The sequence below is a fragment of the Caballeronia sp. LjRoot31 genome (assembly GCF_964253885.1).
GTDB lineage: Bacteria > Pseudomonadota > Gammaproteobacteria > Burkholderiales > Burkholderiaceae > Caballeronia.
In genome coordinates this window covers 329649-342712 of the sequence record NZ_CAXURX020000003.1, presented here as the reverse complement: position 1 = coordinate 342712, position 13064 = coordinate 329649, and the positions used below count along the sequence as shown (strand labels likewise).

Below are 13064 nucleotides of genomic sequence, written 5' to 3'. Positions count from 1 at the left end.
GAAATGACGTGCCGCCACGCACAGTGGCTAATAGTGATAAAGAGAAAATCCGACTCCCGCAGACCACCACGGCCGAAAGCACCAACCCGGCATAGACCCCGACCACTAACCCCGGAACCGACCAACCCAACCCTTACCCCGCCCCCCGCGAGCAAAAATCAAGCCTCATTACGCTTACTCCACCCAAAAGCGAAAACGGTGCTTAGCGGCGTTGAACTACACACCGACGCGCAAAGCTGCCCAGGCATAGGCAAGTCAAAGACAAACCAAGACCCACCCCCTGACATGCTAGCCAAAGCCGGGGCAGATTCGCTTAACGCAAGGTTCGAATAATCGATAGCCGATCGATGTCCGGCAGCACTAAGCAAACTGTTATCGCGCGCTCGCTGCCTGCTAAAGAGCAAACCATCCGATGGCGGCGAAATCTGGCCCGATACCCGGCCCGGCAGCGATGATTCGTCGTCGGATGCCATCTTGTACGAAGGCAGCGACGTTCCTAAACCCAGATAACTGGCGCTGATGCCAAGCATGATCCAGACACCGGCATAAGCGATATCAGCGCATAAAACGGCATCCCCCGTGGCGTCTTGTGCGAACATTCGACCCTTGGCGTCATCACGCAGATCAACCGCATCGGGCTGGCATCCGAGTATCCGGGCCGCAGCCAGTCGCAACACCGCACGGCTCGATATATACCGGTACCGGAGCGCAGGACTGGGCAATAACGCTGCACGCCGGGTCTCGTCCTGCGTCAGCCACTGCGCCGAATCGTGCGCGCTCACACGTTGCCATTGACTGCGAAACCGGAACATGAAGATCTCGCCCGGTGCCGGCGTGCATTGACTCAGCGAAAGCGTTTCGTTCATGCGAAGCGGTAAGAACTGCGGTTGCGTTTCGCTATCGGCGAGCTGGATCGACGCATCGAGGTTATCGATAAAATCCCGCGTCGATGTCTGCATCAATGAGCGCTCAGTCAATAAACCCGTAGGCATGGTAAGTACCGTTTCAGATCAAGGGGGCATGTACCGAGAGACCGGACACGACCACGCCGGATCGATCCGGCGAACCGCCGGGCGTTCCTCTCAAGCCGATGAGGGATAGGAGCACGAACGAAAATGGCGTTGATGTCGCCGTTCCTTTCGCACCAGTTCTGTCTGCCACCGCTTAAGCGTGGGCTTCGAGCCATTCGGTCACGTAGCGGTCGCTGGAGGGGCGCTTCACCGCGCGCACGCCGTCAGGCGGCGTGCCGACAAACAAAAATCCAAGCAAACGATCACGCTCGGCCAGCCCAAGCGCGCGATGCATTTGCGGCTCGTAACTATCCGGTCCGGTCGCCCAGAAACCACCAAAACCGAGTGCATGAATAGCGTTCAACATGTTCATGGCCGCTGCCCCAACGGACAGTAACTGCTCGACTTCAGGGACCTTCGTCTCGCGTGTCAGGGACGCGACAAGCGCTATCACAACGGGCGCCGCCAGCGCGCGGCGCCCGCGATGTTCATGCGCCGAACGCGGCTCTTCGGGAGCCCGGGTGCAGGCAAGATCGACCAGCAACTCGCCGAGTTTCAGCCGCGCGTTCCCGCGAATCAGCACAAAGCGCCACGGCCGCAACGCGCCGTGATCGGGCGCGCGCAGGGCGGCATCGAAAATCTGTTGAAGCTGGGAATCGTCGGGCGCGGGTTCGGCTAGCGGCCAGTGCGACTGACGCGTCATCAACACGCTCAGGGCGTCGGCACTGACGCCGGGGTTCATCGTTTCCATGGATAGCTCCAAGCTTTCTCAAGGCATCCATGATCGCGAAAAATGCATCGTATTGCAAATGATTCTCAATAACTTGATTTTGTCATGGTAGATGCCTATGCTTCGGTCCTGTTCGCAATTTCTGAGATTGTCCGTCGATGCCCCCCCGCGCCGATCCCGATTCCGACAGCCGGGCGCTGGCCCGCCGATGATGTGACCAACGCGCAGGCCCCGATGGCGTTGCGTTCACGTCTCTTTCACGTCTCTGGACGACTTGGACGGTTACTCGGGCGCGCCGGCATTCGGACTCTGAGCCTGCTGCCGCAACGCTGACGAGCGAGCTTTGAAGCAGTCTTTGCATCAGACAATTTAATATGAAATAATAATCATTCGCATTTGCATTATCGTTCACAAATCCAACCACACCAACCGCAAGAGACCATGGCACGACAACAATCAGAACGACGCGGCGCAGACCGTATCGGCGCGCGCGGGCGCGCAAAGAATCCCTGGCGGCTCGCGCCGATCGCAGCGGGCGTGTTCCTGGCGACGTCTGCGTTTGCGCAAAGTGACGCTGTTGTGCCTACGGACGGATCTGGCCAGCCGGCCGCATCCGCCAGCCCGGGGCAACAGTTGCCGGCTGTGGTGGTGAAGGGTCAACGCGATGCTGAAACGGGCACGGGACCGGTGAAGGGTTACGTGGCGAAGCAGAGCACAGCGGGCACCAAGACCGACACGCCGATCATCAAGACACCGCAGGCGATCTCGGTGGTGACGCGCGACCAGATGGACATCCAGGACGTGCAGAGCGTGGCGCAGGCGCTGCGCTACACGTCCGGCGTCAACCCGGAGCAGCGCGGCACCAATACGGATTCGCTCGAGTACCTGTACGCGCGCGGTTTTCTCGTCGACGAGTTCTGGAACGGTTTGCGCACACCCGGTCCGGCCGGCGGTTTCGGCTTCAACGTGACGAGCTTCGATCCGTATATGTTCGAGCGTATCGAGTTGCTGCACGGACCGGCGTCGGTGTTGTACGGACAAGGTTCGCCGGGTGGCACGGTGAACCTTGTGAGCAAGATGCCGACAGCCGAGCCGCTGCACGAAGTCGGAATCCAGACCGGCAGCTATGGGCGCTTGCAAGGGTTCTTCGACTTCAGTGGTCCTATTGATCAGGATGGCAAAGTGCTTTACCGTTTGACGGCGGACGGTTTCAATACCGGCACGCAAACGGACTACGTGAACCAGCAGCGCTTCGCGATTTCGCCGACCATCACGTGGAAACCGACGAAAGACACCACGTTCACGGTCTTTGCGAACTACCAGGCCGATCCCGAAGCGGGTATCTATAACAGCGTGCCGGTGGTGGGCACGATTCAGACCGGTGTGTCGCAGTTGCCGCGCAGTTTCTATCCGGGCGAGCCGGACTTCGACAGTTTCCGCAAGACGCAGGAGTCAATCGGATACCAGTTGGATCATCGCCTGAACGACATCTGGTCCTTCAAGCAGAGCTATCGTTTCCTGCATAACAGCCAGACCGTTCAATATGTGGCCGACGATCTGGGCTATATAAACAACGGTACGGAGCTGGCGCGCGAGGCGTACCTGAACAGCGGCCGGCTGAACTCGCACACGCTCGACAACCAGGCAACCGCGCGGTTCAACACGGGACCGGTGTCGCATACGGCGACCGTGGGTGTCGACTACCAGAATACCCAGTTCGACCATGTTTTCTTCGCATCGGCGGACAACAATGTGCCGTCGCTCAGCATTACGAATCCGCAATATGGCCAGTACATTCCATATCCGACCTTCGAGTTGGGCACGTCGAACAAGCAGTCGGTCAAGCAGCTTGGCACGTATGCTCAGGACCAGTTCGACATCGACCGGTGGTCGTTCCTGCTGGGTGTGCGCGAAGACTGGACGAACGAAGATAGCCAGTCGTATGTGAACGGTGCGCAGACGAAACAGTTCAACCGCGCGTTCACGTGGCGTGCGGGTGGCGTATACAAGTTTGACAATGGTTTTGCGCCCTACGCCAGCTACACGACGTCGTTCCAGCCGCAAGTCGGCTCGACCTTCTCGGGTACATCGTTCTCACCGACTACCGCCCAGCAGTACGAGGTCGGCGTGAAATACCAGCCGAAGGGTTACAACAGTTTTGTCACTGTGTCGGCGTTTCATTTGACGCAGCAAAACGTGCTGACGACGGACCCGAACAACATCAACTTCCAGGTGCAGACCGGCGAAGTGCGGTCCCAGGGTTTCGAAGTCGAAGCGCATGCGAGCCTGACCAACAACCTCGCGCTGATTTTCAGCTACACGTACACGAACCTGCTCAACACGAAGAGCAATTCGTCGAACCTCGACAAGGCGCCGCTCGGTATTCCGCGTAATACCGCCTCGCTGTGGGCGGACTATACGGTAACCAGCGGGCTGCTCAACGGTGTGCAAGCGGGCGCGGGCCTGCGGTTTATCGGCGGTTCATACGGTGATACGGCGAACACGCTCCTGACCTCGTCGGCAACACTCGTCGACCTCGCGCTGCGTTATGACCTAGGCCGCGCGTTCCCCTCCATGCACGGCTGGACCGGTTCGCTCAATGCAAGCAACCTGCTCAACCGCACTTACATGGCGTCGTGCAGCAACGGTTCCTGCTACTGGGGACAAGGTCGACTCGTACTCGCGGGATTGAAGTATCAGTGGTAATTCATCAGGAGGCAGGGCGCCAATGCGGTCTTTTGCGGCAAGAGCCTTAACGGCGACCTTAATGACGCCCTTAACGACGCCCGGCGAGCAAGCCGGACCACTGCCACTGTCTCCTGCGCAGGAAGGGCTCTGGTTCATGCAGCGGCTCGCGCCGCTGTCCACTGCCTACCATCTGGCGCGCGTTTTTCACTTGCGCGGGCAGGCCGATATCAGCGCGCTTGAGCAGGCGCTGAATGTCGTGCGCGCACGGCAGGCTGTATTGCGTACCCGACTGCGCGAGAGACCGCGGCGGCAGCGGGACAAGGACAAGACCGCTTGACCGACGACATGCAATCCATCCTTTTTGAACTCATGCGATGAACCGACGCGCCATGCTTTCCGCGCTGCTGGGCGCCGGCGCACTTGCTGCAACCGCACTCTCCGATGTTGCACTGGCCGGCGACGTTCCCGCAGCTCCACCGCGCCGTATTGTCGTGCTCGACTGGGGACTGACCGAGATGGTGTTGTCGATCGGCGTGGTGCCGGTCGGGATAGCGAATACCCGGGACTTCCTCAGGAATTTCACGGCCTGCGATGTGCCCGCGTCGGTGGTGAATCTCGGACTGATGTTCCAGCCGAACATGGAATTGCTGTTCGCGCTGAAGCCTGACCTGATCATCATCTCGCCGGCCCATGCGACGTTGCGGGCCGCGCTCGAACGGGTTGCGCCGACCCTCACGCTCGGGCGTTACCGGTCGAGTAAAACGCCTTATTCCGCGGCGTGTGCCGAAACGCTGCAGCTCGCGCGTTTGCTGGGCTGCGAAGCGCGCGCCGAAGCCGTTCTCGCGCAAGCGGACACGGTACTCGGCCACGCGCGCACGGCGCTTGCCGCGCTTCCAGGTGTGAGCGGTGCAGGTGGTGCGAAAGGCAGGCCGCTTTACATGGTGAATTTTATCGATGAAGCGCACGTGCGCGTGTTCGGCCCCAACAGCTTCTATGGCGAACTGATGACAACGCTAGGACTGCAAAACGCGGTCCACTCGGGCGCCTTCTCCACAACTGGTTTCGACGTGCTGGGGGGTGTGCCTGATGCGACCCTGCTCTACATGAAGCCGCTTGCGTCATCCGTTGCGAACATGATGAAAACCAGTCCCGTGTGGCAGGCCATGCCATTCACGAACGAGGGCCGCATGATCGGCCTGCCGCGCGTTCCTCCCGACGGCGGCTGCGTCCTCTCCGCGATGCTCTTCGCCCGCGTGCTCGTCGATGCCTTCCGGCAGGTCAGTAAGCAGGCCAATGCCGCGAAGGAGCATGCATGAAAAGCGTCGCGACCGTGCCCGTGATTTCCTCACGACGCTGGCCACTCCTGCCGGTTTGTCTTGTGATCGTGCTGGCCACGGTGTTGTCGCTGCACAGGCTGGAGGAGCGGTTGCCGGCGTCGTTGTGGTGGCAAGCGCTTGTGGCGCCATCGCCGACGGATCTGCGCCAGCTGCTTGTCCACTACGGCGACCTGCCGCGCATCGCGGTCGCGTGGCTGTGCGGCGCGGTGCTCGGGCTTGCCGGTGCGGCGACCCAGCAAGTGCTGCGCAATCCGCTCGCCGAGCCGATGACGCTCGGCATCTTCTCCGGCTCCTACCTGGGGCTCTCGATTGCAACGGTCTACGCACCCGGCTTGCTCGTATCCGGTCGCGATGGTGTCGCGCTGGCCGGTGGCGCAGCGGCATTGGCGATTGTTTTTGCGCTGGCCGCGCGACGCGGCATCTCGCCGCTCGCGCTGATCCTCGGCGGCATGATCGTCAACCTGTGCTGCGGCGCGCTGAGTTTCGCGCTCGCGATCTCCCACTACGACCTGTTGAGCGCGCTGATGATCTGGGGCGGCGGTTCGCTCGGCCAGCACGACTGGAGCGTGGCGCTGGCACTGCTCGTGCGGCTCGTGCCGTGCGTGGCGTTGCTGCTGCTGTGCATGCGTCCCATGGCCGTATTCGATCTGGGAGACACCGTCGCCAGCAGCCTGGGCGTCTCGTTGCGAATGACGCGCGGCGCCGCGCTCTTCCTGACCCTGCTCGTGACCGCGTTCGTGGTGAGCGCCGTGGGCGTGATCGGCTTCATTGGACTTGCCGCTCCCACGCTTGCGCGTCTCGCCGGCGCGCGTCGCTTACGTGACCGGATGTTGTGGTCGCCGTTGTTCGGCGCGGCGTTGCTGTGGCTGGCCGACCAGATCGCGCAAGAATTCGCGGGACGTTACGGAACCACGATTCCGACGGGCGCGATCACCACGTTGCTGGGCGCACCGCTGCTGCTGGTCATGTTGCGGCGCCTGCGTGGACGGCCCGACCTGACCCACGCGCCCGCGATCCAGTCAGCTCCGCTTTCATCGCGTGCACTGGCTTTGACGACGGGCGTCTGCATACTGTTTTTGCTGGTGGTCATCGGCTTGTCGCTTGGCGTGGGGAGAGGTCTTGCAGGCTGGCATGTCAGCCGCCCGGACGAGATCGCTGCGTTGCTGTTCCTGCGCTTGCCCCATGTAATCGCGGCGATGGGCGTAGGCGTGTTGCTCGCGCTCGCGGGCGGTATCGTCCAGCGCATGACGGGCAATCCGATGGCGAGCCCCGACCTGCTCGGCATCACCGCCGGCGGCGCGATGGGGCTTACCGGCGCACTTTTCCTGACAGCCAGTCCGGGGCTGCCGACGTTTCTTGTCTGGTGTGCATCGGGGTCGGTGATTACGCTGGGCGCGCTGCTGCTCTTTGCACGCAAATCGTCCTATGCCCCCGACACGCTGATACTCGCCGGCGTGACAATCAGCGCCGTGTTCCAGGCAGTGTCGACTATTGCCGTTGCCAGCGACGATCCCCGCGTGATCGTCCTCTACAACCTGCTCGCAGGATCGACTTATCACGTCAGCGCGGGCGCAGCGGGTGTCGTGGCCGTGGTCGCGCTGGCGGCACTGTGCGCGGTGCCGTTTTGCCGGCGCTGGCTTGAGATCCTGCCGTTGGGCGCGGCCGTCTCTCGCGGCCTGGGAGTGAACATTACCGTCGCGCGTTTTGCGCTGCTGCTGCTGAGCGCGCTGCTGACGGCGGCGGCGACACTCGTGATCGGCCCGCTGTCATTTATCGGTCTCATGGCGCCGCACATGACACGCATGCTCGGTATCCGGCGGGCTGTGCCGCTCCTGTTCATTTCGGCGGCTCTGGGCGCGGCGCTGATGGTCGCGTCCGACTGGCTCGGCCGCTGGGTCCTGTTCCCGCAGGAAATGCCGGCGGGCGTGATGGCGACGCTGCTGGGCGGCGTGTACCTGATTGTCACGATGTTCAAGCGCAGCCCACGGGATGCGTCCGGTTCGTGATGCCTGTTCGATCACCCTCTCGAAGCACTCGAACGGCCGCTTTATCAGTGAAACCGCATAATGCAAATGATTCGCATTTAATTGACTTCACTTGTCAAATTAATTATTCTGTGACGCGGCCGGACCGTCCGGGGTCGTCCTTTTTACGTCCTTTCACTGGCGGGATTGAGCCCGGTTTACGGTCGTCGCCCCACAAGGAGTTTCATGTCGCTGTTCCTGTATCTTGTCCGCAACTCACGCTGGGTGCTGGCTGTCGCGGTGGTGGCGAGCCTCGTCAGCGGGTTCGGCAACGCGGCGCTCATCGCGCTGATTAACCAGGCGCTTGGGGCGTCGAATACGAAGCTCGTCGAACTCGGCTGGCAATTCCTGATCGTGGGCGTGGTCGTGCTCGGCACGCGAACCCTTTCACAAACCTTGTTCATGCAGCTCGGCCAGCGCGCCAAGGCGACGCTGCGCATGCGCACCATCCGGCGCATTGCCGAAGCGTCGTATCAGCATCTGGAAAAGCAGGGCGCGTCCAAGGCGCTCACCGTGCTCACGCAAGACCTGGATACGATCGTCATCCTGTTCGTCAGCCTGCCCGCGCTCGCGATGCACGGCGCGGTGATCGCAGGTTGCCTCGCGTATCTCGGTTATCTGTCATGGCAGATCCTGCTCTTCGCTGTCGTGACCATCTTCATCGGCTCGCTCGGGTTTCATATTGCCAACACGAAAGCGCTGTTTCATCTGCGCGGGTCGCGGCGCAAGGAGGACGATCTCGTCAAGCATTTCCGCGCGCTCTTCGACGGCGCCAAGGAGCTCAAGCTGCATCGTGAGCGCAAGAATGCGTTCGTGACGGACACGCTGGAAACCAACGTGGAAGCAGTACGCGTTCAGCGCACGCGTGGTTACATCCTGTACGCTGCGGCCGCGAGCTGGGGCAGCTTCATTCTGTTTGCGTTCATCGGCATTACGCTGTTCGTGCTGGCGCGTACGTTTCCGGTGAGCACGCACGTGATGTCCGGCTACGCGATGATCTTTCTGTACATGATCATGCCAATTGAAGGCCTGCTGTCGGCCATCCCGAACATCAGTTCGGCGAAGGTTGCGATGGAGCGCATTGAACAGGTCAATGCCGAACTGCCGCTCGAAGATACCTTGCGCGAAACCCCGGCCAAGTCCTTCGACAGCATCGTGTTCGACAAGGTCACGCATCGATACTTCCGCGAGAAAGAGAACGAAGTCTTCACGCTGGGCCCCATCGACCTGACGTTCAAGCCGGGTGAACTGATTTATCTGATCGGCGGTAACGGCAGCGGCAAGACGACGCTCGCAAAAATGCTCGTGGGACTTTACGCGCCCGAAGGCGGCCAGATCCTGCTTAACGGCAAACCGGTCGATGAAGCGCACCGCGATATTTATCGCCAGCATTTCTCGGTGGTCTTCAACGACTTCTACCTGTTCGACACGCTGTTCGGCATGAAGGTGGAAGGACTCGACCGTCAGGCGAAGTTGCTGCTTGAACACCTGCAACTCGATCACAAGGTCACGATCAAGGACGGTGCGTTTTCCACGACGGACCTGTCGCAAGGTCAGCGCAAGCGTCTCGCTTTGCTGGTCACGTATCTGGAAGACCGGCCGTTCTACGTCTTCGACGAATGGGCCGCTGACCAGGACCCGACCTTCAAGGAAGTGTTCTACAAGCAGTTGCTGCCGGAGCTTCAGGCCAAGGGCAAGACCATCGTGGTCATCACGCATGACGATCGTTATTACCATCTCGCCGATCGCTATATCAAGCTCGACTACGGTCAGGTCGTTGAACTCGGCCGTGGCGCAGACTTGCGCGTCGATCATCCGAACGCCATTCATCCACAGACGCAAGGGCAGGCACCTGCGCCGGTTGCATCGGCATAACGAATATGAACGCCAACCCCGCATTTCTCGATCGGAACGCAGAGCGCGTGGCCACTCGTGAGTCCGATTCCGAGTCCATGTATTCGCTCGAAGAGGTCTCGTTCAGCATCGGCGAGCGGGTGCTGCTGCATCCGCTGTCGCTCGAATTGCCCAAGCGTCGCGTATGCGGACTCATTGGGCACAATGGTTCTGGCAAATCCACGCTGCTGAAGCTGCTCGCGCGCCAGCAAGCGCCCGGCAGCGGCACGCTGCGCTTCGCGGGCAAGCCGCTCGACGACTGGGAAGGCCGCGCGTTTGCGCGCAAGGTCGCCTATCTGCCGCAACAACCGCCCGCCGCCGACGGCATGACCGTGCGCGAACTCGTCGCGCTGGGGCGTTATCCGTGGCACGGTGCGCTCGGGCGCTTCAGCACACAAGACGGCGCGAAGGTGGAAGAAGCCATGCGGCAGACCGACGTCGAGCGTTTTGCGGACCGCACGGTGGACAGTCTTTCCGGCGGCGAACGCCAGCGCGTGTGGCTCGCCATGCTGGTCGCGCAGGACAGCGAATGCCTGCTGCTTGACGAACCTATTTCGGCGCTGGACATTGCGCATCAGATCGAGGTTTTGCAACTGGTGCGGACCTTGAGTGCCGAGCGCGGGCTCGGTGTGGTGGTGGTGCTGCACGACGTCAACATGGCTGCGCGTTTCTGCGACGATCTCCTGGCGCTCAAGGGCGGCCGCCTGCTGGCATCGGGCACGCCCGCGGAGCTGATGCACGCTGACACACTCGGCGCGATTTATGGTATTCCGATGGGCACGGTCCCGCACCCTCACGGCGGTTCACCCATCAGTTTCGCCCACTGATTCAAGGTTTCGATCTCATGAAGCAAGTTGTCAGGCTCGTGGTGGCGGTGGTGTTCGCCGCAGCCACATTGAGCGGTTGTGTGCAAGTCCCCCGGAACGTGGCGAGTGCCGAGCCGCCTTTTAGCGTCGAGATTCGCCGCACGCAAGATGGTATCCCGCATATCAAGGCAGACGATTGGGCGAGCCTCGGTTATGGCTATGGCTACGTGCAGGCGCAAGACAACCTGTGCACGCTCGCAGACGGCTTCGTCACGTTTCGCGGCGAGCGCTCGGCGAATTTCGGTGCCGATGCGCGGCCGCCGACGGCCGCTTCCTTCGGACAACCGCGCAATCTTGAAGCCGATTTCTTCTTTCGTTTTGTTGACGACGCGAGCGCTGTCGAACGTTATCGATCCGCTCAATCCGCGCCCATTCGCGAGTTGATCGACGGTTTCGTGGCGGGCTATAACCGTTACGTCGACGAGTTGGACGCGGGACGCATGGGCGGGGCGAACGCGGCGTGCAGAGGCAAGCCGTGGGTCGGCAAGATCAGTTCCGACGATATGATCCGCCGGCTCGTGGCAGCCAATCTCGCCGGTGGTGCTGTACGGTTTTTGCCACAGATAGCGAGCGCGCAGCCGCCTGCAAAACCCGCCCCGTTGGGGCCGTCCGTGCAGACCGGCGCCGTCGATATCGCGCCTTCGCAACTCGACATAGGCGGGCAGCGGGGCATTGGCAGCAATGCGCTTGCGTTCGGCGCGCCGGTCACGCAGGAAGGCCGCAGCCTCCTGTTCGGCAACCCGCACTGGTTCTGGCGCGGGCCTGACCGCTTCTATGAAGCACAGCTAACCATCCCGGGACAGTTGAATGTAGCGGGCGTGTCATTTCTTGGCGTGCCGCTCGTGATGATCGGCTTTAACAACGACATCGCGTGGACCCATACCGTGTCGAGCGCGCGGCGCTTCGGCATTTTCCAGTTGTCGCTGGATCCCGCCGATCCCACGCGATATTTCTTCGATGGCGTCAGCGAGCCGATGACACCTGTGCCCGTCACGGTCGAAACGCGTAACGCCGACGGCAGCCTGACACCGATTACGCGCACGCTATATCGCTCGCGGTTTGGTCCGCTCGTGGATTTGTCGTCGATGTCACCGGCACTCGCATGGAATGCGCAACACGCGTTCGCGCTGCGCGACGTGAATACCGATAACACACGCGCCTTCGAGAACTTCCTGGCGTGGGATCAGGCGCGCTCCCTCAACGATTTCATCGCGATCCAGAAGCGCTTCGCAGCCACGCCGTGGGTCAACACCCTGGCGATCGGCCGCGATGACCCGCGTGCATGGTTCGCCGACTTTGGCGCTGTGCCGGACGTGCCCGATTCGCTGGCGGCGGCCTGCACGCCGCCGCTTGGCCGGGCGTTCGATGCGAAAGCGCCCGGCGTGCCGTTTCTCGATGGTTCGAAAAGCGCCTGTGAATGGCGCGTGGAAGCATCGAGTGTGCAAGCAGGAGCATTGCCGGTCTCCGAGATGCCCGGCATGGCGCGCGGCGATTATGTGGGTAACTTCAACGGCAGTTACTGGCTGACCAACGCCAACGCGCCAATGACCGGCTACCCGCATGTGGCCGGCATTACCGGCACGGAGCAGTCGCTGCGCACGCGGTTTGGCCACATGCTCGCGGCCGAGTTACAGGCACAGAAGGGGGGCGCGACGCGGCTTGCACTCGAGACGAAGGTGCTCGATAGCCGGTCGATGTCGGAGCAATTGTTCCGCAAGCCTATCCTCGACGCGGCCTGCAGCGATGTGCCGGATGCACCGGCTTCGGTGGTTTCGGTCACGCAAGGAACGCCCGGCGGCAAGCCGCAAACGGTGGATTTGGCGCAAGCGTGCAAGGTACTGCGTGAGTGGGACGGCACCGCCAACACCCAGGCGCGTGGGGCCAATCTATGGGACGAATTCTGGCGTCGCCTGAACGGGGCAGGGTTGGCGCATTTCTACCGTGTGCCGTTCGATCCAGCCGCGCCGCTTGCGACGCCGCGCGGTCTCGACGCCTCCAATCCCGCGCTTAAACCCGCTCTTCAGCAGGCGCTCGGCGGCGCGGTGCTCGCTATGCAGCGTTACGGTTTTGCGCTCGACTCCACGCGTGGCGAACTGCTGCACGCCGACCGGAACGGTGAGCGCGTGCCGCTCTTTGGCGGTTGCGACGAAGCGGGTTATTTCACGGTAATGTGTGCGCTCCATCCCGTCGATGCAAACGGCTACGCCGTCGATCGCAGCGGCCACGGTGCGAGTTACCTGCAAGTGGTTTCGTTCGACGCGAATGGCGTGCAAGCGGACACGATGCTGGCGCATTCGGAATCCGACGACCCCGCCTCGCCCCATTTCTCCGATGCAACCCGGCGCTTTGCCGGCAAGCAATGGCTGCGCTTTCCGTTCACCGAAGAGGCCATAACCGCCGATCCGGCCATGACGACAGTGATGCTGCAAGCGCCGAGATAGACGTAGAAGGTGCATGTGTGCTCGATTCAGCGCGCTGTGCTATGGTCGAATGACTTCCTTCTCCAACAGCCATGA

At 61.7% G+C, this 13064-nt stretch carries 9 protein-coding genes; 7 read left to right on the top strand and 2 right to left on the bottom strand.

Going from position 1 to position 13064, the window contains the following annotated elements:
• Positions 1 to 158: 158 nt before the first annotated feature.
• Together ACSQ8V_RS30315 and ACSQ8V_RS30310 are read right to left on the bottom strand one after the other, a co-directional pair.
• On the bottom strand, positions 159 to 992 hold the full coding sequence (locus ACSQ8V_RS30315) for a hypothetical protein (protein ID WP_436208245.1): 834 nt from the start codon (positions 990 to 992) through the stop codon (positions 159 to 161).
• Between the two features lie 172 nt (positions 993 to 1164).
• Complete coding sequence (locus tag ACSQ8V_RS30310) at positions 1165 to 1761, bottom strand: nitroreductase family protein (protein ID WP_436185431.1); 597 nt, start codon at positions 1759 to 1761, stop codon at positions 1165 to 1167.
• A 420-nt stretch (positions 1762 to 2181) separates the two neighbouring features.
• Between ACSQ8V_RS30310 and ACSQ8V_RS30305 the strand changes: the two genes are divergently transcribed.
• The 7 genes from ACSQ8V_RS30305 to ACSQ8V_RS30275 all read left to right on the top strand — a co-directional run bounded on the left by ACSQ8V_RS30305 (position 2182) and on the right by ACSQ8V_RS30275 (position 12989).
• Positions 2182 to 4446: a TonB-dependent siderophore receptor gene (locus ACSQ8V_RS30305; RefSeq protein WP_436185430.1), complete on the top strand. Its 2265-nt coding sequence runs from the start codon at positions 2182 to 2184 to the stop codon at positions 4444 to 4446.
• 61 nt (positions 4447 to 4507) lie between these two features.
• Positions 4508 to 4765 (top strand): condensation domain-containing protein, encoded by a 258-nt coding sequence (locus ACSQ8V_RS30300; protein WP_436208244.1) that lies wholly within the window; start codon positions 4508 to 4510, stop codon positions 4763 to 4765.
• 37 nt (positions 4766 to 4802) lie between these two features.
• The gene (locus ACSQ8V_RS30295; RefSeq protein ID WP_436208243.1) at positions 4803 to 5744 is read left to right on the top strand and encodes an iron-siderophore ABC transporter substrate-binding protein; all 942 of its coding nucleotides are present in this window, start codon (positions 4803 to 4805) and stop codon (positions 5742 to 5744) included.
• Positions 5741 to 7771 carry a Fe(3+)-hydroxamate ABC transporter permease FhuB gene (fhuB, locus tag ACSQ8V_RS30290; RefSeq protein ID WP_436208242.1) on the top strand — a complete coding sequence of 677 codons (2031 nt, stop codon included), beginning with the start codon at positions 5741 to 5743 and terminating at the stop codon, positions 7769 to 7771. The genes ACSQ8V_RS30295 and fhuB overlap by 4 nt, the downstream gene beginning before the upstream one ends.
• Positions 7772 to 7975: 204 nt before the next feature.
• Positions 7976 to 9664 carry a cyclic peptide export ABC transporter gene (locus ACSQ8V_RS30285; RefSeq protein ID WP_436185426.1) on the top strand — a complete coding sequence of 563 codons (1689 nt, stop codon included), beginning with the start codon at positions 7976 to 7978 and terminating at the stop codon, positions 9662 to 9664.
• A gap of 5 nt (positions 9665 to 9669) precedes the next feature.
• The gene (locus ACSQ8V_RS30280; protein ID WP_436208241.1) at positions 9670 to 10509 is read left to right on the top strand and encodes an ATP-binding cassette domain-containing protein; all 840 of its coding nucleotides are present in this window, start codon (positions 9670 to 9672) and stop codon (positions 10507 to 10509) included.
• A gap of 17 nt (positions 10510 to 10526) precedes the next feature.
• Positions 10527 to 12989 (top strand): penicillin acylase family protein, encoded by a 2463-nt coding sequence (locus tag ACSQ8V_RS30275; protein WP_436208240.1) that lies wholly within the window; start codon positions 10527 to 10529, stop codon positions 12987 to 12989.
• Positions 12990 to 13064 lie beyond the last annotated feature (75 nt).